23 protein-coding genes are annotated in these 24,685 nt (G+C 57.9%); 15 read left to right on the top strand and 8 right to left on the bottom strand.

Annotated elements, in window-relative coordinates:
- Positions 1–301: 301 nt before the first annotated feature.
- Both LKR43_RS08775 and LKR43_RS08770 read right to left on the bottom strand, forming a co-directional pair.
- Entirely contained in the window at positions 302–1,780 is a 1,479-nt protein-coding gene (locus tag LKR43_RS08775; RefSeq protein WP_227683680.1) for an NAD-dependent succinate-semialdehyde dehydrogenase, read from the bottom strand.
- 74 nt (positions 1,781–1,854) lie between these two features.
- The gene (locus tag LKR43_RS08770; protein ID WP_227683679.1) at positions 1,855–2,481 is read right to left on the bottom strand and encodes a TIGR00730 family Rossman fold protein; all 627 of its coding nucleotides are present in this window, start codon (positions 2,479–2,481) and stop codon (positions 1,855–1,857) included.
- 52 nt (positions 2,482–2,533) lie between these two features.
- Between LKR43_RS08770 and polA the strand changes: the two genes are divergently transcribed.
- Positions 2,534–5,251 (top strand): DNA polymerase I, encoded by a 2,718-nt coding sequence (polA, locus tag LKR43_RS08765; RefSeq protein WP_227683678.1) that lies wholly within the window; start codon positions 2,534–2,536, stop codon positions 5,249–5,251.
- Between the two features lie 23 nt (positions 5,252–5,274).
- On the opposite strand, the gene htpX is transcribed toward polA, so the two are convergent.
- A complete protein-coding gene (gene htpX, locus LKR43_RS08760) occupies positions 5,275–6,156 on the bottom strand; it encodes a protease HtpX (protein ID WP_227683677.1) in 882 nt (293 codons plus the stop codon).
- A 167-nt stretch (positions 6,157–6,323) separates the two neighbouring features.
- Here htpX and LKR43_RS08755 point away from each other — a divergent pair, with 167 nt between their 5' ends.
- Both LKR43_RS08755 and LKR43_RS08750 read left to right on the top strand, forming a co-directional pair.
- Complete coding sequence (locus tag LKR43_RS08755; RefSeq protein ID WP_227683676.1) at positions 6,324–7,238, top strand: DMT family transporter; 915 nt, start codon at positions 6,324–6,326, stop codon at positions 7,236–7,238.
- Positions 7,231–8,100, top strand: coding sequence for a sulfurtransferase (locus LKR43_RS08750; RefSeq protein ID WP_370632085.1), 870 nt, complete (start codon positions 7,231–7,233; stop codon positions 8,098–8,100). Before LKR43_RS08755 ends, LKR43_RS08750 begins: the two co-directional genes overlap by 8 nt.
- 13 nt (positions 8,101–8,113) lie before the next feature.
- Here the strand turns inward: LKR43_RS08750 and LKR43_RS08745 are convergent, their stop codons facing one another.
- Positions 8,114–9,256 carry an SRPBCC family protein gene (locus tag LKR43_RS08745; RefSeq protein ID WP_227683675.1) on the bottom strand — a complete coding sequence of 381 codons (1,143 nt, stop codon included), beginning with the start codon at positions 9,254–9,256 and terminating at the stop codon, positions 8,114–8,116.
- 224 nt (positions 9,257–9,480) lie between these two features.
- On the opposite strand from LKR43_RS08745, the gene LKR43_RS08740 reads away from it, so the two are divergent.
- From LKR43_RS08740 to LKR43_RS08700, 9 genes are all read left to right on the top strand, one after another.
- Positions 9,481–9,768, top strand: coding sequence for an exodeoxyribonuclease VII small subunit (locus LKR43_RS08740; RefSeq protein WP_227683674.1), 288 nt, complete (start codon positions 9,481–9,483; stop codon positions 9,766–9,768).
- A gap of 2 nt (positions 9,769–9,770) precedes the next feature.
- Positions 9,771–10,685 carry a polyprenyl synthetase family protein gene (locus LKR43_RS08735; protein WP_227683673.1) on the top strand — a complete coding sequence of 305 codons (915 nt, stop codon included), beginning with the start codon at positions 9,771–9,773 and terminating at the stop codon, positions 10,683–10,685.
- A gap of 160 nt (positions 10,686–10,845) precedes the next feature.
- On the top strand, positions 10,846–12,717 hold the full coding sequence (gene dxs, locus LKR43_RS08730; protein WP_227683672.1) for a 1-deoxy-D-xylulose-5-phosphate synthase: 1,872 nt from the start codon (positions 10,846–10,848) through the stop codon (positions 12,715–12,717).
- 123 nt (positions 12,718–12,840) lie between these two features.
- Positions 12,841–13,647, top strand: a complete 807-nt coding sequence (gene folE2 / locus LKR43_RS08725; protein ID WP_227683671.1) for a GTP cyclohydrolase FolE2 — start codon at positions 12,841–12,843, stop codon at positions 13,645–13,647.
- Between the two features lie 234 nt (positions 13,648–13,881).
- A complete protein-coding gene (gene rpsF, locus LKR43_RS08720) occupies positions 13,882–14,262 on the top strand; it encodes a 30S ribosomal protein S6 (RefSeq protein WP_227683670.1) in 381 nt (126 codons plus the stop codon).
- Between the two features lie 25 nt (positions 14,263–14,287).
- Positions 14,288–14,605: a primosomal replication protein N gene (gene priB / locus LKR43_RS08715; protein ID WP_227683669.1), complete on the top strand. Its 318-nt coding sequence runs from the start codon at positions 14,288–14,290 to the stop codon at positions 14,603–14,605.
- Positions 14,606–14,690: 85 nt separating this feature from the next.
- The gene (gene rpsR, locus LKR43_RS08710; protein ID WP_227683668.1) at positions 14,691–14,963 is read left to right on the top strand and encodes a 30S ribosomal protein S18; all 273 of its coding nucleotides are present in this window, start codon (positions 14,691–14,693) and stop codon (positions 14,961–14,963) included.
- Positions 14,964–14,979: 16 nt separating this feature from the next.
- Entirely contained in the window at positions 14,980–15,435 is a 456-nt protein-coding gene (gene rplI, locus LKR43_RS08705; RefSeq protein ID WP_227683667.1) for a 50S ribosomal protein L9, read from the top strand.
- A 113-nt stretch (positions 15,436–15,548) separates the two neighbouring features.
- A complete protein-coding gene (locus LKR43_RS08700) occupies positions 15,549–16,931 on the top strand; it encodes a replicative DNA helicase (RefSeq protein WP_227683666.1) in 1,383 nt (460 codons plus the stop codon).
- A gap of 33 nt (positions 16,932–16,964) precedes the next feature.
- Here the strand turns inward: LKR43_RS08700 and pdxA are convergent, their stop codons facing one another.
- From pdxA to LKR43_RS08680, 4 genes are read right to left on the bottom strand one after another with little or no spacing between them, the layout of a single operon-like run.
- The gene (gene pdxA / locus LKR43_RS08695) at positions 16,965–17,975 is read right to left on the bottom strand and encodes a 4-hydroxythreonine-4-phosphate dehydrogenase PdxA (RefSeq protein WP_227683665.1); all 1,011 of its coding nucleotides are present in this window, start codon (positions 17,973–17,975) and stop codon (positions 16,965–16,967) included.
- Positions 17,975–19,639 (bottom strand): PhoH family protein, encoded by a 1,665-nt coding sequence (locus LKR43_RS08690; protein WP_227683664.1) that lies wholly within the window; start codon positions 19,637–19,639, stop codon positions 17,975–17,977. The genes pdxA and LKR43_RS08690 overlap by 1 nt, the downstream gene beginning before the upstream one ends.
- 52 nt (positions 19,640–19,691) lie before the next feature.
- Positions 19,692–20,159, bottom strand: a complete 468-nt coding sequence (locus tag LKR43_RS08685; protein ID WP_227683663.1) for a peroxiredoxin — start codon at positions 20,157–20,159, stop codon at positions 19,692–19,694.
- On the bottom strand, positions 20,156–20,605 hold the full coding sequence (locus LKR43_RS08680; RefSeq protein WP_227683662.1) for an MTH938/NDUFAF3 family protein: 450 nt from the start codon (positions 20,603–20,605) through the stop codon (positions 20,156–20,158). Before LKR43_RS08680 ends, LKR43_RS08685 begins: the two co-directional genes overlap by 4 nt.
- A 175-nt stretch (positions 20,606–20,780) precedes the next feature.
- On the opposite strand from LKR43_RS08680, the gene alaC reads away from it, so the two are divergent.
- From alaC to thrC, 3 genes are read left to right on the top strand one after another with little or no spacing between them, the layout of a single operon-like run.
- Entirely contained in the window at positions 20,781–21,968 is a 1,188-nt protein-coding gene (gene alaC / locus LKR43_RS08675; RefSeq protein ID WP_227683661.1) for an alanine transaminase, read from the top strand.
- Complete coding sequence (locus LKR43_RS08670) at positions 21,965–23,269, top strand: homoserine dehydrogenase (RefSeq protein ID WP_227683660.1); 1,305 nt, start codon at positions 21,965–21,967, stop codon at positions 23,267–23,269. Before alaC ends, LKR43_RS08670 begins: the two co-directional genes overlap by 4 nt.
- Positions 23,266–24,684 carry a threonine synthase gene (gene thrC / locus LKR43_RS08665; protein WP_227683659.1) on the top strand — a complete coding sequence of 473 codons (1,419 nt, stop codon included), beginning with the start codon at positions 23,266–23,268 and terminating at the stop codon, positions 24,682–24,684. Before LKR43_RS08670 ends, thrC begins: the two co-directional genes overlap by 4 nt.
- Position 24,685: the final 1 nt, after the last annotated feature.

Below are 24,685 nucleotides of genomic sequence, written 5' to 3'. Positions count from 1 at the left end.
CTGTGTGAATCCGATAGTGCCCACAGTCCGGGATGACGACTAGGTCCAGATGGTTTTATTAGATAGGACCAGTTCGGCACGATATCCTTGATTTTTATTAAAAATCCTATATTTCACGCCTGTTTCGGGGCAGGAGCCAGTACCTGGAATTACTGGCGGTTAGGGTAAATGCCGATGAGGTAAAAGAGGATGGGCTTGTCCGGGCAGGCAAACAAAACGGGCGCCTGAGGACTATCAGTGTTCCTCAGGCGCCCGGAGTGTGCCGGGCCGCCGTGTCAGGGACCGGCGGTGTATGGCCGACTTACATGCCGCCCAGGCAAACGTATTTCATTTCCATGAAATCGTCCATGCCATAGACGGAGCCTTCACGCCCCAGACCGGATTGCTTGACGCCGCCGAAGGGAGCAACTTCGTTGGATATCAGGCCGGTGTTGACACCAACCATACCGTATTCCAGCGCCTCGGCAACCCGGAAGATCCGGGCGATGTCACGGCTGTAGAAATATGCGGCCAGGCCGTATTCGGTATTGTTGGCCAGCTCGATTACATGGCCTTCGTCAGTGAACTTGACCACGGGTGCCAGCGGCCCGAACGTTTCTTCGCGCATGCAGAGCATGTCTTCGGTGATATTGGACAGCACCGTGGGCTGGAAGAAGCGTCCGCCCAGCTCGTGTGCCTGCCCGCCGGTAGCAACCTTGGCACCCTTGCCCAGGGCGTCTTCCACATGCTCGCGCACCTTCTGGACGGCGGCGTCGTCGATGAGCGGACCCTGGGTGATCTTGTCGGCAAACCCGTCGCCGACCTTCAGGGCGCCAACCGTGGCGGAAAATTTTTCGATGAAAGCATCGTAAACCGACTCATGGACATAAATGCGGTTCGTACACACGCAAGTCTGGCCGGCGTTGCGGTACTTGGCGATCATGGCGCCTTCCACCGCGGCGTCGATGTCGGCATCTTCGAAAACGATGAACGGAGCGTGGCCACCCAGTTCCAGTGACATTTTCTTGATGGTGGGGGCACTTTGCTGCATGAGTATGCGGCCGACGGCTGTTGAACCGGTAAATGTTACCTTCTTGACCACCGGGCTGCTGCACAAGACTTTGCCAATGGCGATGGAACGGTCACTGTCGGCGGTAAGGATATTGAGCACGCCGGCGGGGATACCGGCACGTTCTGCCAGCTCGGCCAGTGCCAGTGCCGACAGCGGCGTCTGCTCGGCGGGCTTGAGCACCACGGTGCAGCCGGCGGCCAGTGCCGGAGCAACCTTGCGGGTAATCATGGCAATGGGGAAGTTCCAGGGGGTGATGGCCGCGCACACACCTATCGGTTCGCGCATGACCAGCATGCGGTTGGCCTTGCTGGGCGAGGACATGATGTCACCGTTGACGCGCTTGGCCTGCTCGCCAAACCACTCGACAAAAGAGGCCCCGTAGCCAATTTCACCACGCGCTTCGGCAACGGGCTTGCCTTGCTCCAGCGTCATGAGTCGGGCCAGATCTTCGGTGTTGGCGATGATCAGGTCGAACCACTTGCGCAAGATGCCGGCGCGTTCTTTGCCGGTGCGTGCGCGCCAGCCTTTGAATGCCTTGTCGGCGGCGGCGATGGCGGCCTGGGCCTGATCGACTTCAAGGTTGGTTACCTGGGCGATGGTGCTGCCGTTGGCTGGGTTGTCGACCGGGAAGGTGCCGTTATCGGTGGCTTGAATCCATTTGCCATCGATATAGGAAGCAGTTTTGAACAGGGTCGGGTCTTGCAGTTCTATCGGTAGTTGCTGTGTCATGAGATCAACGATTGGAAAGTTAGTACAGAGGTTAACTAAAAAGACAGAAAACTATTGTATGCCCATGTCGCCGCTTATTCGGGAAGGGCGGGAGCCGTATGGCATTCGTCGACGAACTCGGCGCAAAAGGCTTCGATATTGCGCATGACCAGATCAAGATCATCGGTCAGGGTAAACAACTTTACGTCGTGTGCGGCAATGAGGTGGTTGGCCAGCGGGCCTTGCTTGAGCCAGTCTATCAGCCCCGACCAGAACTCGGTACCGATCAGTACGATAGGAGCAGGGGGGACCTTGCCGGTCTGGACCAGTGTCATGACTTCAAAGAGTTCGTCGAGTGTGCCGTAGCCACCGGGCAGGGCGATGTAGGCGGCACTGTGCATGAAGAAAGTGGCCTTGCGCGAATAAAAGTAGTCAAAAGACAGGCTGTGGGTCTGATAGCGGTTATTCTTGGTTTCATGAGGCAGTTTGATATTCAGGCCTATGCTGTTGCCGCCGGCTTCGAAGGCGCCCTTGTTTGTGGCTTCCATGATGCCTGGCCCGCCGCCGGCAATGACGGTAAGCCCCGCCTTGGCGAGCCGGGCGCCCAGTTCTTCGCCCAGGGCATAATAAGGCGAATCGGGTTTGATACGCGCACTTCCGAATACGCTTACGCCCCAACCTATATTCTGTAGTGTTTCGGCGGCAGTCTGTAACTCTGCCATAATTCCTGGAATCTGTTGCGCCGCCGGCGTGCGAACTATTTTATTGCTTGACATGAAAAAAACCTTGTTGCTTGTTGATGGGTCCAGCTATTTGTATCGTGCTTATCACGCCATGCCAGACCTGCGAAACGCCAAAGAAGAACCCACAGGTGCCCTTTATGGAGTCATCTCCATGTTAAGGAGACTGGTGCAGGATTACAAGGCGGATTACGCGGCTTGTGTTTTTGACGCGCGCGGTAAAACTTTTCGTGACGACATCTATCCTTTATACAAGGGAAACCGGCCTTCCATGCCTGAAGAGCTGGCTGCGCAGATCGAGCCCATACACAAAGCAGTTGCCGCACTGGGCTGGCCGGTGCTGGCGGTACCCGGGGTCGAGGCCGATGACATCATCGGTACGCTGGCCCAGCGTGCCACCCGGGAAAATGTGCATACGGTGATTTCCACCGGCGATAAAGATCTGGCTCAATTGGTCAATGAGCACGTCGAACTGATCAATACCATGAGCTCCGAGCGCCAGGATATCGACGGTGTGATTGCAAAGTTCGGCGTCAGGCCTGATCAGATCGTGGACTTTCTGATGCTTACCGGCGACACGGCCGACAATATTCCCGGCGTTGAAAAGGTGGGGCCGAAAACGGCAGCCAAATGGCTGGCGCAATTCAATACACTGGATGCTCTGGTCGAGAACGCCGACTCCGTCAAAGGCGTGGCGGGCAATAATCTGCGGGCCGCCATCCCGAATTTCGACATGACCCGCAAGCTGGTCACCATCAAAACCGACTGTGACATTCCGGAGCTTGCCGGAGGATTGCCGGCATTTGTCCCGACGCCTGTCGATCGTGACGCCCTGATCAGCCTGTACAACGAGTACGGCTTTCGCACCTGGCTGCGAGAACTGACGGGCGACGCCGACAGTGTTCCAGAACAGGACAGCCGGGTGTCGCAGGAAGCTCCGCAGGCTCCGGTGCAACTGGCCTATGAAACTGTCGATAACTGGGCGGATTTCGATCGCTGGCTGAAAATCATAGAGTCGGCGGATCTGGTTGCGCTCGATACCGAAACGACTTCACTGGATCCTATGCAGGCCAGCCTGGTCGGCCTGTCCCTGTCGGTCAGTGCGAGCGAAGCCTGCTATATACCGGTGGCCCACCGGGGCACTGACCAACCGCTTCAGCTACCCAAGCAGGAAGTCCTGGAGCGCTTGCGTCCCTGGCTCGAGAATACGGGTGCGCACAAGCTGCTGCACAATGCGAAATACGACACCCATGTTTTTGCCAACGAAGGGGTGGCGCTGGCCGGTGTGACTGAAGACACCATGCTGCAGGCCTATGTGCTCGAATCACACAAACGGGTAAACATGCAGGAGCTGGCCGAACGATGGCTGGGGCGCACCGGCACTACGTATGAAGAGTTGTGCGGCAAGGGTGCCAAGCAAATCAGGTTCGATGAGCTTGATGTCGACAGGGCGTCGCACTACGCCTGCGAAGACGCCGATTTCACCCTGCAGCTGCATCAGGTGCTGCGTCCCAAGGTAAAGGAAGATGCCGGTCTGGAACGCATTTATCAGCTTGAAATCAAGACCTCGGCAACCCTCACTACCATAGAGCGCAATGGCGTGGCCATAGACGGGAAGCTGCTGGCGCAGCAAAGTCACGAACTGGGTCAGAAATTGCTGGCCTTCGAAGAAAAGGCCTACGAGCTGGCCGGGCAACCATTCAACCTGAACTCGCCCAAGCAATTGGGTGAGATCCTGTTCCAGCGCATGGAGTTGCCAGTGATACGCAAGACGCCCAGCGGTGCGCCCTCTACCGATGAGGACGTGCTGACCAAACTGGCGCAGGACTACCCTTTGCCGGCCCTGTTGCTTGAGTACCGGGGGGTAGCCAAGCTGAAGTCCACTTATACCGACAAGTTGCCCAAGATGATCAATCCGCGTACCGGGCGCGTTCACACCCGTTACGCCCAGGCCGCCGTCATTACGGGGCGACTTTCCTCTTCTGATCCCAACTTGCAGAACATTCCGGTGCGTACCCCCGAAGGGCGCCGGGTCAGGGCGGCCTTTGTTGCCGATCGAGGCCAGATCGTGTCGGCAGACTATTCGCAAATCGAATTGCGCGTCATGGCGCATGTCTCGGACGACGCGAATCTGAAGCAGGCATTTGAACGTGGCGATGACATTCACCGGGCCACGGCGGCCGAAATCTTTGGTGTTGCGCAGGACGACGTCACCGCCGAACAGCGCCGGGCAGCAAAAGCCATCAACTTCGGCCTGATCTACGGGATGGGCGAGTTCGGGCTGGCGTCCAATCTCGAGATCACGCGCGACGCGGCGCGCGCCTATATTGACCGCTACTTTGCACGCTACCCGGGCGTGGCAACGTATATGGAAACCACCAAGCGCATGGCCAATGAACAGGGTTATGTAGAGACGGTATTCGGTCGTCGCTTATGGCTGCCTGAACTGCGTGGCGCCAAGGGTCCGCGCCGTGCTGCAGCCGAGCGCGCCGCCATCAATGCGCCCATGCAGGGCACAGCGGCTGACCTGATCAAGATGGCTATGGTTGCGGTACAAGAGTGGTTGCACGCTGAAGGACTGAAAACCATGATGGTCATGCAGGTACACGATGAACTGGTCCTTGAGGTGCCTGATGATGAGGTTGATCTCGTTAAAAAGCACTTGCCGGGCCTGATGTGCAATGTAGCCAGCCTGAGCGTGCCGCTGGTGGCCGAAGTGGGGGCCGGCCCCAACTGGGAACAGGCCCACTAAGGCCTGTTCCGTACGGCAGGGTATTACAGGCGCTGCGCGGCTTGAAGTGCATGAATGCGTGCTGCAATCGGCGGGTGTGTCGAGAACATGGCGCTGATGGCCTTGGTGCCTGAAATACCCGAAGCCTGGAAGTTTTTGGGTAATTCGCCCGCTTCAACACCACCCAGACGGGCCAGTGCACGTATCATGGGTTCGCGCGAACCCAGCAGGCTGGCAGACCCGGCGTCGGCGCGGTACTCGCGCTGGCGCGAGAACCATGCCACGATAATCGAGGCCAGAACACCAAATACCAGTTCACAGACGATGACTGTGATGTAGTAGCCTATGCCGACTTCGCGGTCATTCTTGAATACGACCTTATCGATGAAGTAGCCGGCAATACGCGCCAGAAACACCACGAAGGTGTTGACCACACCCTGGATCAGGGTCAGGGTAACCATGTCGCCGTTGGCGACGTGGGCCACTTCGTGCCCCAGGACAGCCGCGACTTCTTCTTCAGTCATGCTGTCCAGCAGGCCTGTAGAAACGGCGACCAGCGCGTCGTTCTTGAAGGCGCCGGTCGCAAATGCATTGGGCGCACCTTCGTAGATGGCGACTTCAGGACGGCCGATGCCGGCGCGGTCGGCCAGTTGATGAACGGTATCGAGCAACCAGGCTTCGCGCGCGTTGGCGGGCGCCTGAGGATCAATGACCCGTGCCCCGGTCGATTGCTTGGCCATCCATTTGCTGATCAGCAGCGAAATGATGGAGCCGGTGAAACCTATGATGGCTGAAAAAATCAGCAATTGGGTCAGATCCAGACCGTTGGCGGTCAGGTAGCGCCCCACACCCAGAATGTTCATGGATGCGCTGAGTACGATCATGACCGCTACGTTGGTCATGAGGAACAGAAAAATTCGTTTCATATTCTGATGATTCCCGTCAAGGCGAGCGTTGGAAATAGTTGTTATGCGGGGTTGGACTGTGTAAATGGGGGCAGGTTCCGGTAATTTAAAGCCGTCTGCCGATATTTTTTCCGGCACAAGAGTATAGTATCGGCTGATTTTTTATATTCTCAATAGCGGTAGAGTGGATGCAGTCTCTGTGGATGTTACTGGCCAGCATGATGTTTGCGAGCATGGGCGCCTGTGTGAAAGTGGCTGCAGATTACGGAGCTTCTTTGCCGCATGTCGTCCTGTTTCGCGGCATCCCTTCGGTGCTGCTTTTGTTCGCCTGGACCCAATTTACCCATCGCAGCCTGATCCCCAAAAGCTGGAAGCTGCACCTATGGCGTAATCTGTCCGGTGTTACGGCAATGTGGTTTGGTTTTTACGCTCTGTCCCATTTGCCTCTGTCCACAGCCACCAGCCTGAATTACACGGCCCCCTTGTTTATTGCCGCCTGGATGCTGTTCAGGGGCGGAAATCAGCGTGATCCCATCCGTCTCCTGGCCGTCCTGATGGGTTTTCTGGGTGTGCTTGCCGTACTGCGCCCCAGCATTGAGCACGAGCATTTCCTGGCCGCTGTGATTGGTACGGTGGGCGGTTCCATGGCGGCCATTGCGATGATGCAGATACGCCAGCTGGGCCGTGTAGGCGAGCCCGAATGGCGAACAGTATTTATTTTTTCCTGTGTCGTGTGCCTGACCGGAGGTGCCGGGCTGCTGCTTTATGGCTGGCGCGAGATCGAACTGCACGCGTGGCTGGCATTGATAGGTGTTGGTGTCTTTGGCCTGGTCGGTCAACTGGCCATGACGCGTGCTTTTGGCATGGGCTCGGCCTTGCTGACTGCCGCCTTGCAGTACACCACCATCATTTTTGCAGCCGTACTGGGTATTATTTTCTGGGATGACTTGCCTGACGTCATTGCATGGGCCGGAATGGGGCTTATCATAGCCTCTGGATTGCTGTCAGTCTGGCGTACCTACACCGAAGACCGCATCATGCGTGGTCTGACGGTGGCGCCGGCGGCAACGGTTGATGCTGAAAAGGAGACACGACGTGTTTAAGCTGCTGATTAGCGCAGAAGAACTGCAAGACAACATCCCTGCGGCCAACTGGCTGATATTCGATGTCAGGCATGACCTGGTCGATCACGAGGCCGGCAGGAAAGCCTATGAACAGGGTCATATCCCCGGTGCGCTCTATCTGGACCATGAGCTGGAGCTGTCGGCGCCGCGAACCGGCTTCAATGGCCGCCATCCATTGCCTTCGCGCGAGGATCTTGCTGCCCTGATGAGCAGCCAGGGTTTGAAGCAGCAAACCCAAGTGGTTGTCTACGACAGCGGAAACAGCGTCTTTGCCGCGCATTTGTGGTGGATGCTGCGTTGGCTGGGGCACGAGCGGGTAGCCATACTCGACGGTGGCTGGCAGGCCTGGCTGGATGCCTCCGGAGCCGTCCAGACCGGACGCAATTCCGCCCGGATCACCGAGGCCCAGGCCGTCCAGGGCCTGAGCTTGCCTGGCCGTGCGGCCATGCCGGTGGTTGATGCGCAGGCTGTACTGCAGAATTTGACTGATCCCCGCTTTGTTGTGGTGGATGCCCGGGCGCGTGAACGCTATCTGGGCCAGACCGAACCCATGGATCCGGTGGCAGGCCATATTCCGCAGGCCTTGAATCGCCCCAACTCATTGAATCTTCAGAACAATGGCCGCTTCAAGCCTGCGCCGGCATTGCGCCAGGAGTTCGAAGCTTTGCTCGATGGCCGTACGCCTGAACAAATTGTTCATCAGTGTGGCTCGGGCATTACGGCCAGCCATAACCTGTTTGCGATGGAGCTGGCCGGCCTGGAGGGCTCGGCCTTATATCCCGGCTCCTGGAGTGAGTGGTGCAGTGATCCCGAGCGACCGGTAGCCCGCGACGCCGACTAGGCAGGGCCGGGCTTCAGCCCTGCATCATGCGCCGGTACCATTCGTGAAAGTGCTGCATGCCGTCTTCCAGCGGTGACTGGTAGGGGCCGGTTTCGCTGGTTCCGCGCATCATCAGGGCCCGGCGTCCTGCATCCATACGCTCGGCAATTTCGTCGTCTTCGATGGCCGTTTCCATGTAGGCGGCCCGCTGCGCCAGTACGAACTCCCGTTCGAATGCGGCGATGTCTTCCGGGTAATAGAACTCGACGATATTCACGGTTTCCTGCGGGCTGACCGGGTGCAGGGTCGACAGCACGACCACGTTTGGATACAGCTCTATCATGTGCGTGGGGAAGTAGGTGACCCATACCGCGCCAAAGTCGGGCGCCACACCAGTGCCGTAGTCCAGCAGGCGTTCATGCCATTGCCGGTACACGTCTGTGCCTGGTTGCGTCAATGACTGATGCACGCCCACGCGTTGCGAGCTGTACCACGACGAAAATTCCCAGCTCAGATCATCGCAGGTAACGAACTTGCCCAGCCCCGGATGGAAGGGGGCGACATGGTAGTCTTCCAGATAGACCTCTATGAAAGTTTTCCAGTTGTAGTTGCACTGGTGAACTTCAATATGGTCCAGCACATAGTCCGAAAAATCGAATTCCGGGCGGGCAAACAAGGCCGCCATGTCTTGTGCGGGGTTGCGAGGTCCCTCGAATAACAGACCGTGGCAATTTTTAAGCGTAAAGCGCTGAAGGTCCAGGCAGGGCGACTCGGGAAATTGCGGCGCTCCCAGGAGCTGGCCCTGTTTGCTGTAGGTCCAGCGATGCACCGGACACACGATATTGCCACCGGTATCACGCAAATTTCCAAAGGAAGACTGTGCGCCGGTCACATTGCCGGCCTGGCCGCCGAGCATGATGGCCTGGCGGTGGCGGCATACATTCGAAAGCAGCTCGACACCATCGGGATTGCGTATCAGCACGCGGCCGGCCCGCTCCTGGGGCAGGGTGCGCCAGTCGCCAATCCCGGGAACGAGTTTTTCGTGTCCCACGTACAGCGAGGACTGGCTGAAGATCAGAGCCTGTTCCTGCTCGAAAATTTCGTCGCTGAAATAGCTGTTGACTGAAAGTTGGGTATGGGCGGGCGCGAACTGCGCCTGCCGACCGATGTCGGTCATGAGTTCCCCCCGCAATATTGAAACCAGCAAGCCGCAACGGGCACTGGTGCGAAGAAAAAAACGGCCTGGCCGATGGAATTTGGACAACCTATTATTCTACTGTAATTTTTCTTGCCCGGAACAGGGTAGGGGCGTGCTTCGGGCGGTCATGGTCAGCTTCTCGTACAATTCAGGCAATTTCAAAAAGCGCGGCATGATGGCGCGCCTGTTTACTGGAATCGCTCATGAATGAAGTAAAAGCGGGTGCACAGCCTGCAACAGACGGCAATGAACTGAAGAAGGCAGGCCTGCCACAGGACTTTGAAACGGCACTGGCGCAACTCGAGGCGCTGGTGGCGCAAATGGAAACCGGCGAACTGGCTCTCGATAAGTCGCTGGCTGCCTACGAGCAGGGCGTTGAGCTGGCCAGGATATGCCAGCGCCGCCTTGATCAGGCCGAACAGCAGGTCAGGGTGTTGCAAGATAACCTCCTGAATCCGCTGGCTGACGCGTCTGATGCGCAAGAGGACTAGGCATGTCGCGTAATACCCTCGACTTCCCGGCCTGGCTGACAGACCGGGTGCAACATACCGAATCCGTGCTTGATCAACTCCTGCCCGCCGTTGCCGAAGAGCCGGCAAGTCTGCACGAGGCCATGCGCTATGCTGTGCTGGGTGGTGGAAAACGGGTGCGGGCTGCGCTGGTCTATGCGGCAGGCGAGGCCGCCCTGCAAACCAGTGCGCCGGCATCGGCGCAGGCAATTGCCCTGGATCATGCCGCGGCGGCAGTCGAACTGATACATGCTTATTCGCTGGTACACGACGACCTGCCGTGCATGGACGACGATACCTTGCGGCGCGGACGTCCCACTGTGCATGTGCGCTTCAACGAAGCCACTGCGATGCTGGCAGGCGATGCGTTGCAGCCGCTGGCATTCGAGTTGCTGGGGCTGATGCCAATCGCGCCTGCGCTGATCGTGCAGGCCATAGAATTGCTGGCTCGTTCGGCCGGCAGCCTGGGTATGGTGGGTGGTCAGGCCATTGATTGCGAGAGCGTGGGGATGGCGCTTACCGCTGAACAGCTGCAGCAGATGCACAGCATGAAAACCGGGGCCATGCTCGAGGCCAGCGTCCTTCTGGGCGGTATTGTCGCGGGTGCCGGCTCATCGGTGCGCGAGGGCCTGGAGCGATATGCTTCGGCCATCGGACTGGCGTTTCAGGTTGTAGACGATATTCTGGATGTCACGGCCGATACCGCGACACTGGGAAAAACGGCGGGCAAGGACGCTGCAGGCAACAAACCTACCTATGTTTCCATTCTGGGTCTGGACGCCTCGCGCGAACTGCTGCAGTCGCTGCATGCCCAGGCCCATGAGGCGTTGCTGCCGCTGGGTCCTGCAGGCGCCCGGCTGGCGGGAATTGCCGATTACATCGTGGGACGTGATCGCTAGCGAGCCCTTCACGCCTGATCTGCCGCGCCTGTTGCTGGTGCTTCCCGACGCTTTGGTCCGGCCCCGTAAATAAGACAGGATGTTAGGCTCGTTTTCCTTCTGCCCACTTGCTGGTATTCTGGGTGGTTACAATGTGGTTTGACCGAACTCATTAATCTGTATGGCTATTGTCTCTTTAGAAAACATTCACTCGCCGGCTGACCTCCGATCGCTGGACCGATCCGGCCTTAACGAGATCGCCGGACAGCTGCGAGAGTTTGTGCTGCAGTCGGTATCGAAAACAGGTGGCCATCTGTCGTCCAACCTTGGTACCGTCGAGCTCACCATTGCGCTTCATCATGTGTTCAATACGCCCCACGATCGCATAATCTGGGACGTCGGACACCAGTCTTATCCACACAAGATACTGACAGGCCGGCGTGAGCAAATGGCATCATTGCGTCAGAAGGACGGCATCTCCGGCTTTCCCAAGCGCAGCGAGTCCGAGTACGACGCATTTGGCACGGCGCACTCGTCCACGTCCATTTCTGCGGCATTGGGCATGGCTGTGGCTTCCCGTAATGCCGGGCTCGACCGGCAGCATATTGCGGTGATAGGCGACGGCGCCATGACCGCCGGCATGGCATTTGAAGCGCTGAACAACGCAGGTGTCACGCGCGGCGTCAATGTGCTGGTCATCCTGAACGACAACGACATGTCGATTTCGCCGCCGGTAGGTGCACTCAATCGCTACCTGGCCCGACTGCTCTCGGGCAGGTTTTATGCGACCGCCAAGAACGTCGGGCGTGCCGTGCTCCAGCACATGCCGCCCATGCTTGAGTTCGCCCGTCGCATAGAAGGCCATGCAAAGGGTATTGTGTCGCCCGCGACCCTCTTCGAGGAACTGGGTTTCAATTATGTCGGGCCCATCGATGGTCATGACCTTGATGCGCTGGTGCCCACACTCGAGAACCTGAAAGCGCTGGGTGGTTTGCAGTTTCTGCATGTGGTCACCAGGAAAGGGCAGGGCTACAAGCTCGCCGAAGCTGATCCTGTGCTTTACCACGGGCCGGGCAAGTTTGATCCCGATGTTGGCATACAGAAGCCCAAGAACCCGCCCAAGCAGACATTCACGCAGGTGTTCGGGCGCTGGTTATGCGATATGGCCAAAGCCGACGAGCGCCTGTTCGGGATTACACCGGCCATGCGCGAAGGCAGCGGCATGGTCGAATTTGAGCAGCGCTTCCCTGATCGCTACTTCGATGTAGGTATTGCCGAGCAGCACGCAGTCACCTTTGCGGCAGGTCTGGCTTGCGAGGGTCAGAAACCGGTAGTTGCCATTTACTCGACTTTCCTGCAGCGTGGCTATGATCAGCTCATACACGATGTGGCACTGCAAAATCTTGATGTCACATTCGCCCTCGATCGGGCCGGCATAGTCGGTGCCGATGGTGCGACGCACGCCGGCAATTACGATATCGCCTATTTGCGTTGTGTGCCGAATATGGTGGTTGCCACGCCGTCTGACGAAAACGAAACCCGTCTGCTGCTCAGTACCTGTTTCCAGCACCCTGGACCTGCTTCAGTGCGCTACCCGCGTGGAGCGGGTGTCGGCGCCACCGTCGCAGACGGGCTGGATGTCGTGCCCGTAGGCAAGGGCGTGGTCAGGCGTCAGGGGCGGCATGTTGCCATGCTGGTCTTCGGCACGCTGGCCGGAGCTGCCCTGCAGGCTGCCCAGGCGCTCGATGCCACAGTGGTCGACATGCGTTTTGTCAAACCGCTGGATACCGACCTGCTCGAGCAACTGGCCAATACGCACCAGGCTTTCGTCACCATCGAAGATGCCGCCATCATGGGCGGGGCAGGCAGTGCGGTGCTTGAGTATTTCAGCCATCAGGGCATTTGCTGTCCGGTTCTGCAGCTGGGCTTGCCCGATGCATTTATCGATCACGGTGACCAGTCTGCCATTCTGGCCGAACTGGGCTTGAATGCAGAAGGGCTGGAACGCTCGGTAAGGGCAAGGTTTGGGGCCTTGTTGGCCAAGGTTGCCTGATTGCAGCCATTTTGCGGTAAAGTAACCGGGCTCGTTTTTGAGCCCTGCGCGATGCGAAACCATGCATCGCAGTCAGTAAATCGTCGTCCGTTTGCTTGCGGGCGTCACTAGGATAGTAAGTTCATGAATATTCTGATTGATTCCGCTGTTGCCATGCCCGACGTACAGAGCAGCGTCGATACACGCCATCTGGCCATCGAGCGCGTCGGCGTGCGCGGAGTTCGTCATCCCATGCTGCTTGAGACTGCCGATGGCTCCTCCATGCCAACAGTGGGCAACTGGGAACTCACCGTGGCCTTGCCGGCCGAGGAAAAGGGCACGCATATGTCACGCTTCGTGGCATTGCTGGAACAGTACCGTACCACTCCCATGACGCCTGTCCTGTTCTGCACCATGGCCCAGGCCATGTTGCCGCTGCTCAATGCCACCAAGGGTGATATCAGCGCATCATTTCCTTACTTCATGAGCAAGCAGGCGCCTGTGTCCGGCGTGGCCAGCCTGATGGACTATCAGGTAACCTGGACGGCACGTGCCCAGGCTACGGGCCAAACCGAGTTTGAGCTTGCCGCTCAGATCCCGGTCACCAGCCTTTGCCCATGCTCCAAGGCCATTTCCGAATACGGCGCACATAATCAGCGTTCGCATGTCACCGTCACGGCCATATTTTCCCAGCCCGACCTGGTCGATCTCGATCACCTGATTCGCCTGACCGAGCAGCAAGCTTCATGCGAACTCTGGGGCCTGCTCAAGCGTACCGATGAAAAGTTCGTTACCGAGCGTGCCTACGAAAATCCCAAGTTTGTTGAAGACCTGGTACGCGACGTGGCGGTTCAGTTGCAGGCTGTCTCTGGCATACAACGCTTTCGTGTTGTGGCTGAAAACTTTGAATCCATACACAATCACTCGGCTTATGCCGTGGTTGAAGGCTGATTTCCGGCTTGCGTGCAGCTGGCCAGGCGGGTGCAATGCATGGCTTTTGTTTGCAATGACTGTCAGAAAACTGTTAACATAGCTGGTTTCTTGCTCGATTTATAAGCGCATCTTGGTATTTGCAAGGCATTTGCATGTATGGGGCGTTTTATAGGCGGGCTGTCCCTTTTGCATTATTCATCTTGTTGCTTTAACAAGGTTTTTTGCAAAAGATATCCTCAAGGAGTGTAGTTTATGCGTCACTACGAAGTAGTGTTTATTGTGCATCCCGATCAAAGCGAGCAAGTGCCCGCCATGATCGAGCGCTATCAGGCAGTTGTCACCAGCAATGGTGGTACCGTGCACCGCCTGGAAGACTGGGGCCGTCGCCAATTGGCTTACCCCATCCAAAAACTGGTCAAAGCCCATTACGTTTGCCTTAACATCGAGTGTGGCCAGACCGTACTCGACGAGCTCGAGCATTCGTTCCGTTACAACGACGCCATCTTGCGCCACCTGGTCATCAAGACCAAGAAGGCTGTTACTGCTCCGTCGTTGATGATGAAATCGGTTGAACGCGAAGAGGCCCGCAAGGCCAGCGCTGAAACCCCTGCAGCCGCTCAGTCGGAAGAATAAGGCGCGCGTCGCTCCAGGCTACCAAGTGAATCAGCTTGTCCTGACCGCCATTGCCACCGAGGTGCAACCCTTAAGGTATACCCCGGCAGGCGTACCGGCAGTCGAGATCACACTGAGTCATGAGTCGGAAGTTCAAGAGGCTGGCCACATGCGCCGGATCGAATTGACGCTTTCCGCAGTCGCCCTCGGAGATATCGCTCTGTTGTTGTCCGACACACCATTGGGTGCATTCTTGTCGATACAGGGGTTTTTGGCCCCGGCACGCAAGGGTTCGAACAAGGTGGTATTGCACATACAGCAGGCCGATCGTGTTTATGCCGGTGGCGCCAGCGTCACGGTCTAGCAGGAAATTACAGCAAGCTTGAGCGCTCTGACAGGCGCATCGAAATTACCGTCCGGAAGCACTCCGGGCACACAAGAGGCACATTATGGCTTACTTCAAAAAAAGCAAAGAAAAACGCAAATTCACGCAGCAAAACCCGCTGTTCAAACGTCGCAAATTCTGCCGTTTCACAGCCGCCAACGTTGAAGAGATCGATTACAAAGATCTCGACACACTGCGTGATTTCATTCAGGAAAACGGCAAGATCATTCCTGCCCGCCTGACCGGTACCAAGGCAATTTACCAACGCCAGCTGGACAGCGCCATCAAGCGCGCCCGCTTCCTGGCCTTGCTGCCTTACACCGATAACCACAACTAATCCGGGGCCTATAGTCATGCAAGTCATTTTGCTCGAAAAAGTTGTCAATCTGGGTAATCTTGGTGAAGTCGTCCGCGTGCGCAACGGCTACGCCCGCAACTACCTGATTCCGCAAAAAATTGCCCGCCGTGCAACGGCTGCCGCCCTGGAAGAGTTCGAAGCACGTCGCGCCGAACTGGAAAAGATCCAGGCTGAAAAGCTGGCTGCCGCACAAGCTGTTGGCGAGAAGCTGTCGGGTTCGACCGTTACCATTCCCCAGAAAGCAGGTGTAGACGGCCGTCTGTTCGGTTCGGTTACCAGCATGGACATCGCTGCTGCCCTGGTCAGGGACGGCTTCGACACCATCGAGAAATCTCAGGTTCGTCTGCCCGAAGGCGCCATCAAGGCTGTTGGCGAGTTTCCGGTTCAGGTTGTACTGCACGCTGATGTGGTCGCCGAAATCAATGTCGTGGTTCAGGGCGAAATGGTCTGATATCACCCGCCTTGCGTGGTACATTCCCTAGCGGAAGGTACATCGCACAGCATAAGAAAAGCCGGTGTATGCCGGCTTTTCTTATTTTCATTTATCTTGTCCGGAGCAAGGATTTGAGCAGCAAGAAGACACAAACTGACCCGCAACTGGATTATTTGCGCGTGCCGCCGCATTCGGTCGAAGCCGAACAGTCGGTGCTGGGTGGCTTGTTGCTGGACAATGCGGCATTCGATCGGGTTACCGACGTATTGAATGAAGAAGATTTCTATCGCTTCGATCACAAGATCATCTGGCAGCACATTACGCGCCTGATAAGCCTGGCGCGGCCCGCCGACGTGGTTACCGTGCACGAATCCCTGGCCAGTGCCGGCAAGTCCGATGACACGGGTGGTCTGGCCTATCTTAATGCGCTGGCGCACAACACACCGTCGGCCGCCAATATCCGCCGCTACGCGGAGATCGTTCGCGAACGCTCCATGCTGCGCAAGCTGGTGTCTGTTGCCGACGAGATCGCTGCAGCGGCCTTTAATCCGCAAGGCAAGGAAGCGCGCCAGTTGCTCGACGAGGCCGAGTCACGCGTGTTCCAGATCTCGCAGGAAGGGGCGCGTGGCGCCACCGGCTTCCAGGACATCCAGCCGCTGTTGACGCAGGTTGTCGAACGTATCGATGAGCTGTATCACCGGGAAGGTGATTCTGATATTACGGGTGTACCGACCGGGTTCTCTGATCTGGATCGCATGACGTCCGGCCTGCAGGCCGGCGACCTGGTCATTGTGGCCGGCCGCCCGTCCATGGGCAAAACCTCTTTTTCCATGAATATAGGCGAGCATGTCGCGATCGAGCAGGGCTTGCCTGTGGCGGTGTTTTCCATGGAAATGGGCGCCGTACAGCTGGCCATGCGCATGGTCGGTTCGGTGGGCATGCTCGACCAGCATCGAATGCGTACCGGCAAACTCACGACCGATGACTGGCCGCGCCTGACCCATGCTGTACAGCAAGTGCAGGAAGCCCAGATTTACATCGATGAAACGCCGGCCTTGTCATCGATGGAAGTTCGTGCGCGCGCGCGCCGGCTGGCGCGCCAGTGTGGTCAGCTTGGTCTGATCATCATAGACTATATGCAGCTGATGTCGGCCAATTCCGCGGGCGAGAACCGTGCAACCGAAATTTCTGAAATCAGCCGTTCGCTGAAAGGGTTGGCCAAAGAGCTTAATTGTCCGCTGATTGCCTTGTCGCAGCTGAATCGAAGCCTGGAGCAACGCCCCAACAAAAGGCCGGTCATGAGTGACCTGCGCGAATCCGGCGCCATTGAGCAGGATGCCGACCTGATTCTGTTTATCTACCGCGATGAAGTGTACAACCCTGATTCTCCAGACAAGGGCACGGCGGAGATTATCGTCGGTAAACAGCGTAACGGCCCCATCGGCAGCGTGAGGCTGACTTTCCAGGGCTCAAGCACGCGCTTCCTGAACTATACCGGCGGCCTGGGGCACTAAGAACGGGCGCTGGCCAGCCTGGCTGACCATGATTCAGCTCATGGCCAATGCCAGGTCGTAGGCAGCACGCAAGGAAGATGGATCGGCAATGCCCTGGCCGGCAATATCGAAGGCGGTACCGTGGTCGACACTGGTACGTATGAAGGGCAAGCCCACCGTGACGTTCACACCCTGGTCTATTCCCAGGTATTTCACGGGAATCAGACCCTGATCGTGGTACTGCGCGACGACAATGTCGAATTCGCCCCGCCGGGCACGCATGAAGACGGTATCGCCAGGCCAGGGGCCGCTGGCATCGATGCCTTGCTCGCGAGCCTGCCGTACGGCCGGTTCTATCAGCAGGGTTTCTTCCTGTCCGAAGCGGCCGTGCTCGCCGGCGTGCGGATTCAGGCCTGCCACGGCTACGCGTGGATGAGCGATGCCGGCCTGCAGGCAGGCGTGATGCGCAAGCCGTATGGTGTTGAGTTCAAGCTCCTGGGTCAGCAGTGTGCTGACCTGACTGATGGGTACATGAATGGTAGCCAGAATCACACGCAGCTCCTGATTGGCCAGCATCATTGCGTAGTGCCCGGTTGCGCTGCGTTCCGCCAGGACCTCGGTATGGCCCGGGTAGTCAGCGCCTCCGGCCTGCATTGCTTCCTTGTTCAGGGGCGCCGTGACGATGGCACGCAATTTTCCGGCCATGGCGTCGTCGATGGCGTGACACAAATATTCGTACGCGCCGCGACCTGCGATCGGGCTGATCTTTCCTGCCGGCAAGTCGGCGGGCAGCTCGCGCCAGCGATTAAGGACGGGTATGAGGCCGGGCTGCCCTTGTGCCAGCTCAGGTTCGCTGATGAGTTCGATCCGCAAGGTTTCGGCCAGGCCCAGCTGTCTGATGGTGTCATCCATGATGCCGGCGTCGCCATAGACCAGGGAGGGCTCGGGCAGGCCGTCGGCAAAGAGCTTGACGATGATTTCCGGACCGATGCCGGCGGCATCACCCATAGTGAATCCTATGGGCAAACGGCTGCCGGCATTCTTTGCTGTTGCAGGTTCGCCCATTAAAGTGCTTCGCTGGCGTAGTCGGCTAACCGTGAACGTTCACCGCGCTGCAGCGTGATGTGGCCCGAGTGTGGCCAGCCCTTGAACCTGTCGACGACATAGGTCAGGCCTGAGCTGCCTTCAGTCAGATAAGGGGTGTCGATCTGGGCGATATTTCCCAGGCAGACGATTTTCGTACCGGGGCCGGCCCGGGTCACCAGGGTTTTCATCTGCTTGGGTGTCAGGTTCTGCGCCTCGTCGATGATCAGGAACTTGTTCAGGAAGGTGCGCCCGCGCATGAAGTTCAGTGACTTGACCTTGATCCGTGAGCGTATCAGTTCCATGGTTGAATTCTTCGACCAGTCCTGGCCGCCGATGCCGCCCATGTCGTTACTGCTGGCGCCCAGGTGCAGGACTTCCAGGTTGTCTTCGAGGGCACCCATCCATGGCAGCATTTTCTCTTCTTCGGTGCCAGGCAGAAAGCCGATATCGTCGCCCACTGGCACGGTTGCCCGGGTGATGATGATCTCGTTGTAGCGCTTGGTTTCCAGCGTTTGCGTCAGCGCGCTGGCCAGGGCCAGCAGCGTTTTGCCCGTACCTGCCTGGCCCAGCAGCGAGACAAAGTCGCACTCGGGATTCATGAGCAGGTTCAGGGCGAAATTCTGTTCGCGATTGCGTGCCGTGATACCCCAGACATTGTTCTTGCCGTGGCTGTAGTCACGCAGGGTGGCCAGCACGGCACTACGACCGTTGACTTCCTTGACCTGGGCCTGTAGCGGCAAATCGCCATCAAAATAGACGAACTCGTTGACGATGAACTCCGAGCACAGCGGGCCGGTGACCCGATAAAAGGTCGTTCCACCTTGTTGCCAGGACTCGACGTCCTTGCCGTGCTTGACCCAGAAGTTCTCGGGCAGTGGCATGACCCCGTCGTACAGCAGGTCGGAATCGTCGAGAACGTGATCGTTCAGGTAGTCTTCGGCGGGCAGGCTCAGTGAAAGTGCCTTGAGCCGCATATTGATGTCTTTGGACACCAGGATCACTTCCCGCTTGGGGTGCGCCAGCTGCAACGCGTGCACGACATTCAGGATGGCATTGTCGGCCTTGCCCAGGGGCAGCTCTATGGGCAGCTGTGAGTGCAGGGCGGAAGTCTGGAAATGCAGATTGCCCAAGGCTTCCTGATTGCCCAGGGCATCGAGCTGCACGCCTTTGTCCAGCTTGGTTGTGTCGCTTACCAGACCATCCAGGAAGCGGCTTACCTGGCGGGCATTGCGTGCGACTTCCGACATGCCCTTTTTCTGATGATCGAGCTCTTCAAGGACCATCATCGGCAGGAATATGTCGTGCTCTTCAAATTTGAACAGCGAATTCGAGTCGTGCAGCAATACATTGGTATCCAGCACGAACAGCTTGCGCTTGGAAACCGGCAGGCGGGTTTTTTTCTCGGTTTTCAGCGCCACCACCGACAGGGTGGGTGGTTCAGGTATGACGGGTGCGATAGCCGTGGCGCGAGCCGGTGCCTGGCGTTTGGCAGCGGGCTTGGCTGCGGATTTGACGGCAGTCTTGCGAGCTGCTGAGCCGGAACGGGTTACCGGGGACTCGACTTTGGGCGCTTCAGCTACCGCGTCAGAGGTAGAGGCGGAAACCATGGTGCCCATTCGGGTCGGCAACTTTGGTAGCGGCATAAAGGGTGTGCTCCTGTGGTTCTGGTAACTGGCAACCGGGTTGCCGGAGTATTTATTCCTGTTCGCGGACGACCTGCAGGACTTCCTCGACATGGCCTGGCACGCGAAGGCCGCGCCATTCTTGCAACAAGGTGCCGTCGGTGTCGATCAGGAAAGTACTGCGCTCAATTCCACGCACCTGTTTACCGTACATGTTTTTCATTTTGATGACGCCAAACAGCTGGCACAAGGCTTCGTCCTGATCAGAGATCAGGGGGAAAGGCAGCTCTTGTTTATCAGTGAAATTGCTGTGCGACTTGAGGGAGTCGCGCGAGATGCCGACAATCTGGCAGCCGGCATCGACAAAAGCCTGGTAGTTGTCGCGAAAACCCTGAGCCTGGGTTGTGCAGCCCGGCGTGCTGTCTTTTGGATAAAAATACAGAACGGCGCGATGGCCGCGCAAGCCTTTCAGGCTGATTTCGCCCTGGGTGCTGACTGCAGTAAAGTCGGGAATGGCTTTGCCTGTGGCAATCTGGCTCATGCGGCCTCCTCGTGGGGTAAAAGGGCGACGATCACGCGTCGTCCTTCGGACATCAGGATATTGTATGTGCGTGCCGCAGCCTGGGTGCTCATGACCTCGACACCTATGCCCAGGCCCAGCAAGGCTTGCGTTACGTGTTGGGGTAGCAGATGCTGCTGCAGTCCTGTTCCTATCAGTACGACCTCCGGTGCGTCATCGGGTTTTTGCACTGCGGCATTCCCATCAAGAAAAGCCATGGGATCGGCCTTGGCCTCGGTCAGGCCGGCGATCTCGCGCAGGGTCGCCGCAGTGATGTCGGCGATCGTGGCGACCTGCCAGGAGTGGATTTCGCCTTCGGGAGCGAAATGCACCGGATGAGCATAGCGGACTGCGTTGATCTCAACGTAGTTGTGCCCGTAGGCGGTGACGGTATTCAGGGCTGGGTTGGATTCGCTTTGTAATTGCACAGAAAACTCCGAAAATCATTCTGATCATAGCCCAAAGCCTTCGCGGCAGAGGGTGATTTCGTGTTTTTTTCGAATGGATTACACTTGTGGGTTATCGTCCGGCGCAGGCTGGGCGATAACTTTGCTGCATTGCACCCTTCGACCTTTGCCTACGCTTACCTCGCCCTGGAACATCATGACGAATTTCCCCCGTATAGAACGTCTGCCGCCCTACGTATTCAATATCACCGGAGAACTGAAAATGGCGGCGCGCCGGCGAGGCGAAGATATTATCGACATGTCTATGGGTAATCCTGACGGGCCTACCCCCAAGCACATTGTAGACAAACTGGTCGAGGCTGCCACCAGGCCCGATACGCACGGCTATTCGGTCTCCAAGGGCATACCACGGCTGCGCAAGGCGATCTCCGGTTGGTACGAGCGTCGTTATGGCGTACAGATCGATCCCGACTCCGAAGCCATTGTCACCATAGGCTCCAAAGAGGGCCTGGCCCACCTGATGCTTGCCACGCTCGACCGCGGCGATACCGTGCTGGTGCCCAATCCCAGCTACCCCATCCACATATATGGCGCAGTCATTGCCGGGGCCAACATCCGCTCGGTTCCCATGACGCCCGGGCTGGATTTTTTCGATGAAATCGAAAGGGCTGTGCGTGAAAGCATTCCCAAGCCCAAGATGATGATATTGGGTTTCCCCAGCAATCCAACTGCGCAATGCGTAGACCTGGCTTTCTTCGAGCGCATCGTGGCCCTGGCCAAAGAACACAACATCCTGGTGGTGCATGACCTGGCTTACGCCGACATCACATTCGACGGCTACAAGGCTCCGTCCATCATGCAGGTCGAAGGTGCGCGCGATGTTGCGGTCGAATTCTTTACCATGAGCAAAAGCTACAACATGGCTGGCTGGCGCGTAGGCTTTATGGTCGGCAACCAGGAACTGGTCAACGCCCTGGCCCGCATCAAGAGCTATCACGATTACGGTATGTTCACGCCGATACAGGTTGCCTCCATCGCAGCGCTTGAAGGGCCGCAAGACGAAGTGAACAAGGTGGTCGAGCAGTACCGCAACCGGCGCGATGTGCTGGTCAAAGGCCTGCATGAGGCAGGCTGGATGGTCGATATTCCCAAAGCGTCCATGTATATCTGGGCAAAAATTCCCGAGTTCTACGAAAAGCTGGGGTCGCTGGAGTTCTCCAAGCGCCTGCTGGCCGACGCCAAAGTTGCGGTGTCGCCCGGCATAGGTTTCGGTGAGTACGGCGATGGCTACGTGCGTTTTGCACTGATTGAAAACGAGCAACGTACACGTCAGGCTGTGCGTGGCATCAAGGAAATGTTCCGTAAGGACGGTTTAGGTAAATGAGTCCGATAAAAGTTGGTTTGCTGGGTTTGGGTGTTGTAGGGGGCGGTACCTGGAAGGTCCTGACGCGCAACGCAGAAGAAATCGCCCGTAGGGCGGGGCGCCATATTGAAGTGGCCGCTGTGGCCGTACGCGACATTGAAAAGGCCAGGCGCCTGGTGGGCGACGATATACTCGTCACCCAGGACGGCCTCGAGGTCGTGCGCAATCCGGAAATCGAGATCGTGGTCGAACTGATGGGCGGCGACACGCTGGCGCGCGAGCTGATCATGGAAGCGATCGCCCAAGGCAAGCACGTGGTTACCGCCAACAAGGCCTTGCTGGCCAAGTATGGCAACGAGATTTTTGCCGCAGCGCATGCCAAGGGTGTCATGGTGACCTTCGAGGCAGCTGTGGCCGGTGGCATTCCCATCATCAAGGCCATACGCGAGGGGCTGACCGCCAATCGCATACAGTGGCTGGCCGGCATCATCAACGGCACCACCAACTTCATCCTTTCCGAGATGCGTTCACAGGGCCTGCCTTTCGAGCAGGTGCTTGCCGAAGCCCAACGGCTGGGCTATGCTGAAGCCGATCCCACTTTCGATATCGAGGGGGTTGATGCCGCCCACAAGCTGACGCTGCTGGCATCGCTGGCATTTGGCGTGCCCGTTCAGTTCGACAAGGCCCACATCGAGGGTATCTCCATGCTGGCGGCAGAAGATATTGCTCATGCTGAAAGGCTGGGATACCGCATCAAGCTGCTTGGCATTACCCGTCGCTGCGATACCGGTATCGAATTGCGTGTTCATCCGACCCTGGTGCCGGTCACTTGCTTGCTGGCCAATGTTGAAGGTGCCATGAATGCCATTCTGGTCAGCGGCGATGTGGTAGGGCCGACCATGTACTACGGTCAGGGGGCGGGCGAGCTGCCTACCGCGTCGGCGGTAGTGGCCGATCTGGTTGATGTGGCCCGGCTTGAATCAGCAGACCCGGGCCATCGCGTGCCGCATCTGGCCTTCCAGCCCGAAGCCATGGACGATACCCCGATCCTGCCGGTGTCCGACGTCGTGTCCTCGTATTATTTGCGCATGCGTGTGCAGGATCGCCCCGGCGTACTGGCGGACATTGCCAGCATTCTTTCCGAGATGAACATTTCCATCGGTTCGATGTTCCAGGAGCCCCACGGAGAGACCGAAGCCGATATCATTTTCCTTTCGCATCAGGCCCGCGAAGGAGCGATCAATGCGGCGCTGGATCGCATTCATGAACTGCCGTTTGTGCATACCAAGGTAACGCGTCTGCGTGTGGAGAACCTCCTGTGAAATACTTGTCTACCCGTGGCGGTATGGACCCGCAATCGTTTTCCGATATTCTGCTGGAAGGGCTGGCGCCCGATGGCGGGCTGGCTTTGCCCGAAAGCCTGCCTGCAGTCAGTGCCGATACGCTCGAGGCCTGGCGCAAACTGAATTACCCTGAACTGGCCACCGAGATTCTCAGCCTGTTTATCGACGATATCCCCAGGAGCGACCTTGAGCGACTGACGCATGCCGCCTATACCGCTCAGAACTTCGGCAGCGAACAGATCGTGCCGCTCAAGCCCCTGAATAATGGCATGACCCTGCTGGGCCTTTCAGAAGGCCCGACGCTGGCATTCAAGGATATGGCCATGCAGTTTCTGGGCCAGGTATTCGAATACGTGCTCGACAAGCGTCAGGCTACGCTGAACATTCTGGGCGCCACTTCCGGCGATACGGGATCGGCAGCGGAATACGCCCTGAAAGGCAAGCGTGGTGTCAGCGTCTTCATGCTTTCACCCTATGGGCGCATGAGTGATTTTCAGCGGGCCCAAATGTATTCGCTCCATGATCCGAACATCCACAATATCGCCCTCAAGGGCGTGTTTGATGAATGCCAGGATATCGTCAAGGCTCTGGCTGGCGACCTGGCTTTCAAGGCCAAGTACAACCTGGGGGCGGTGAACTCCATCAACTGGGCGCGCATTGCCGCCCAGGTTGTTTATTATTTCTGGGGCTGGCTGCGTGCCACGAGCGGCCCGGGCCAGCAGGTGTCCTTCACCGTGCCGTCTGGCAATTTCGGCAATATTCTTGCGGGCCACATCGCGCGGCAGATGGGTCTGCCGGTGCGCCGGCTGGTGCTTGCCACCAATGAAAACAATGTGCTCGAAGAGTTTTTCCGTACTGGTATCTACCGGCCGCGTCCTGCCGCCGAAACCCACGAGACCAGCAGTCCTTCCATGGACATTTCCCGGGCATCCAACTTCGAACGCTTTGTCTACGAACTTTTGGGTGCCGATGCGGCCAAGGTCCGGGCGTGCTGGGAAGAGCTGGCTGCCACAGGGCAGTTTGACCTGAGCGACAGGCAGCCTGAATTCGAATCGCGTTATGGTTTTGTGGCCGGTGTCAGCACGCACGCAGACCGGTTGCAGACCATCCGCGACATCCAGCTCGAAGCCGGCGTACTGATCGATCCGCATACCGCCGATGGCGTCAAGGTGGCCGCCGGCTATGTAGAACCGGGCATCCCCATGCTTGTGCTGGAAACCGCGCTGCCCGCCAAGTTCAGTGAAACCATCGAGGCTGCCACCGGCAAGCCTGCACCGGTTCCTGCGCATTTGCAGGGCCTGGCGTCGCTGGACCAGCGTGTCGAGGTATTCGACTGCAAGGTCGAGCTGGTCAGGGACTACATCATTCAGCACGCACCCGTTCAGGCAGGGTAGG

Source organism: Pusillimonas sp. MFBS29, assembly GCF_020687695.1.
Lineage (GTDB): Bacteria > Pseudomonadota > Gammaproteobacteria > Burkholderiales > Burkholderiaceae_B > Pusillimonas_C.
The sequence above is the reverse complement of the archived record's forward strand: the minus strand, read 5'-3'. Positions and strand labels throughout refer to the sequence as shown.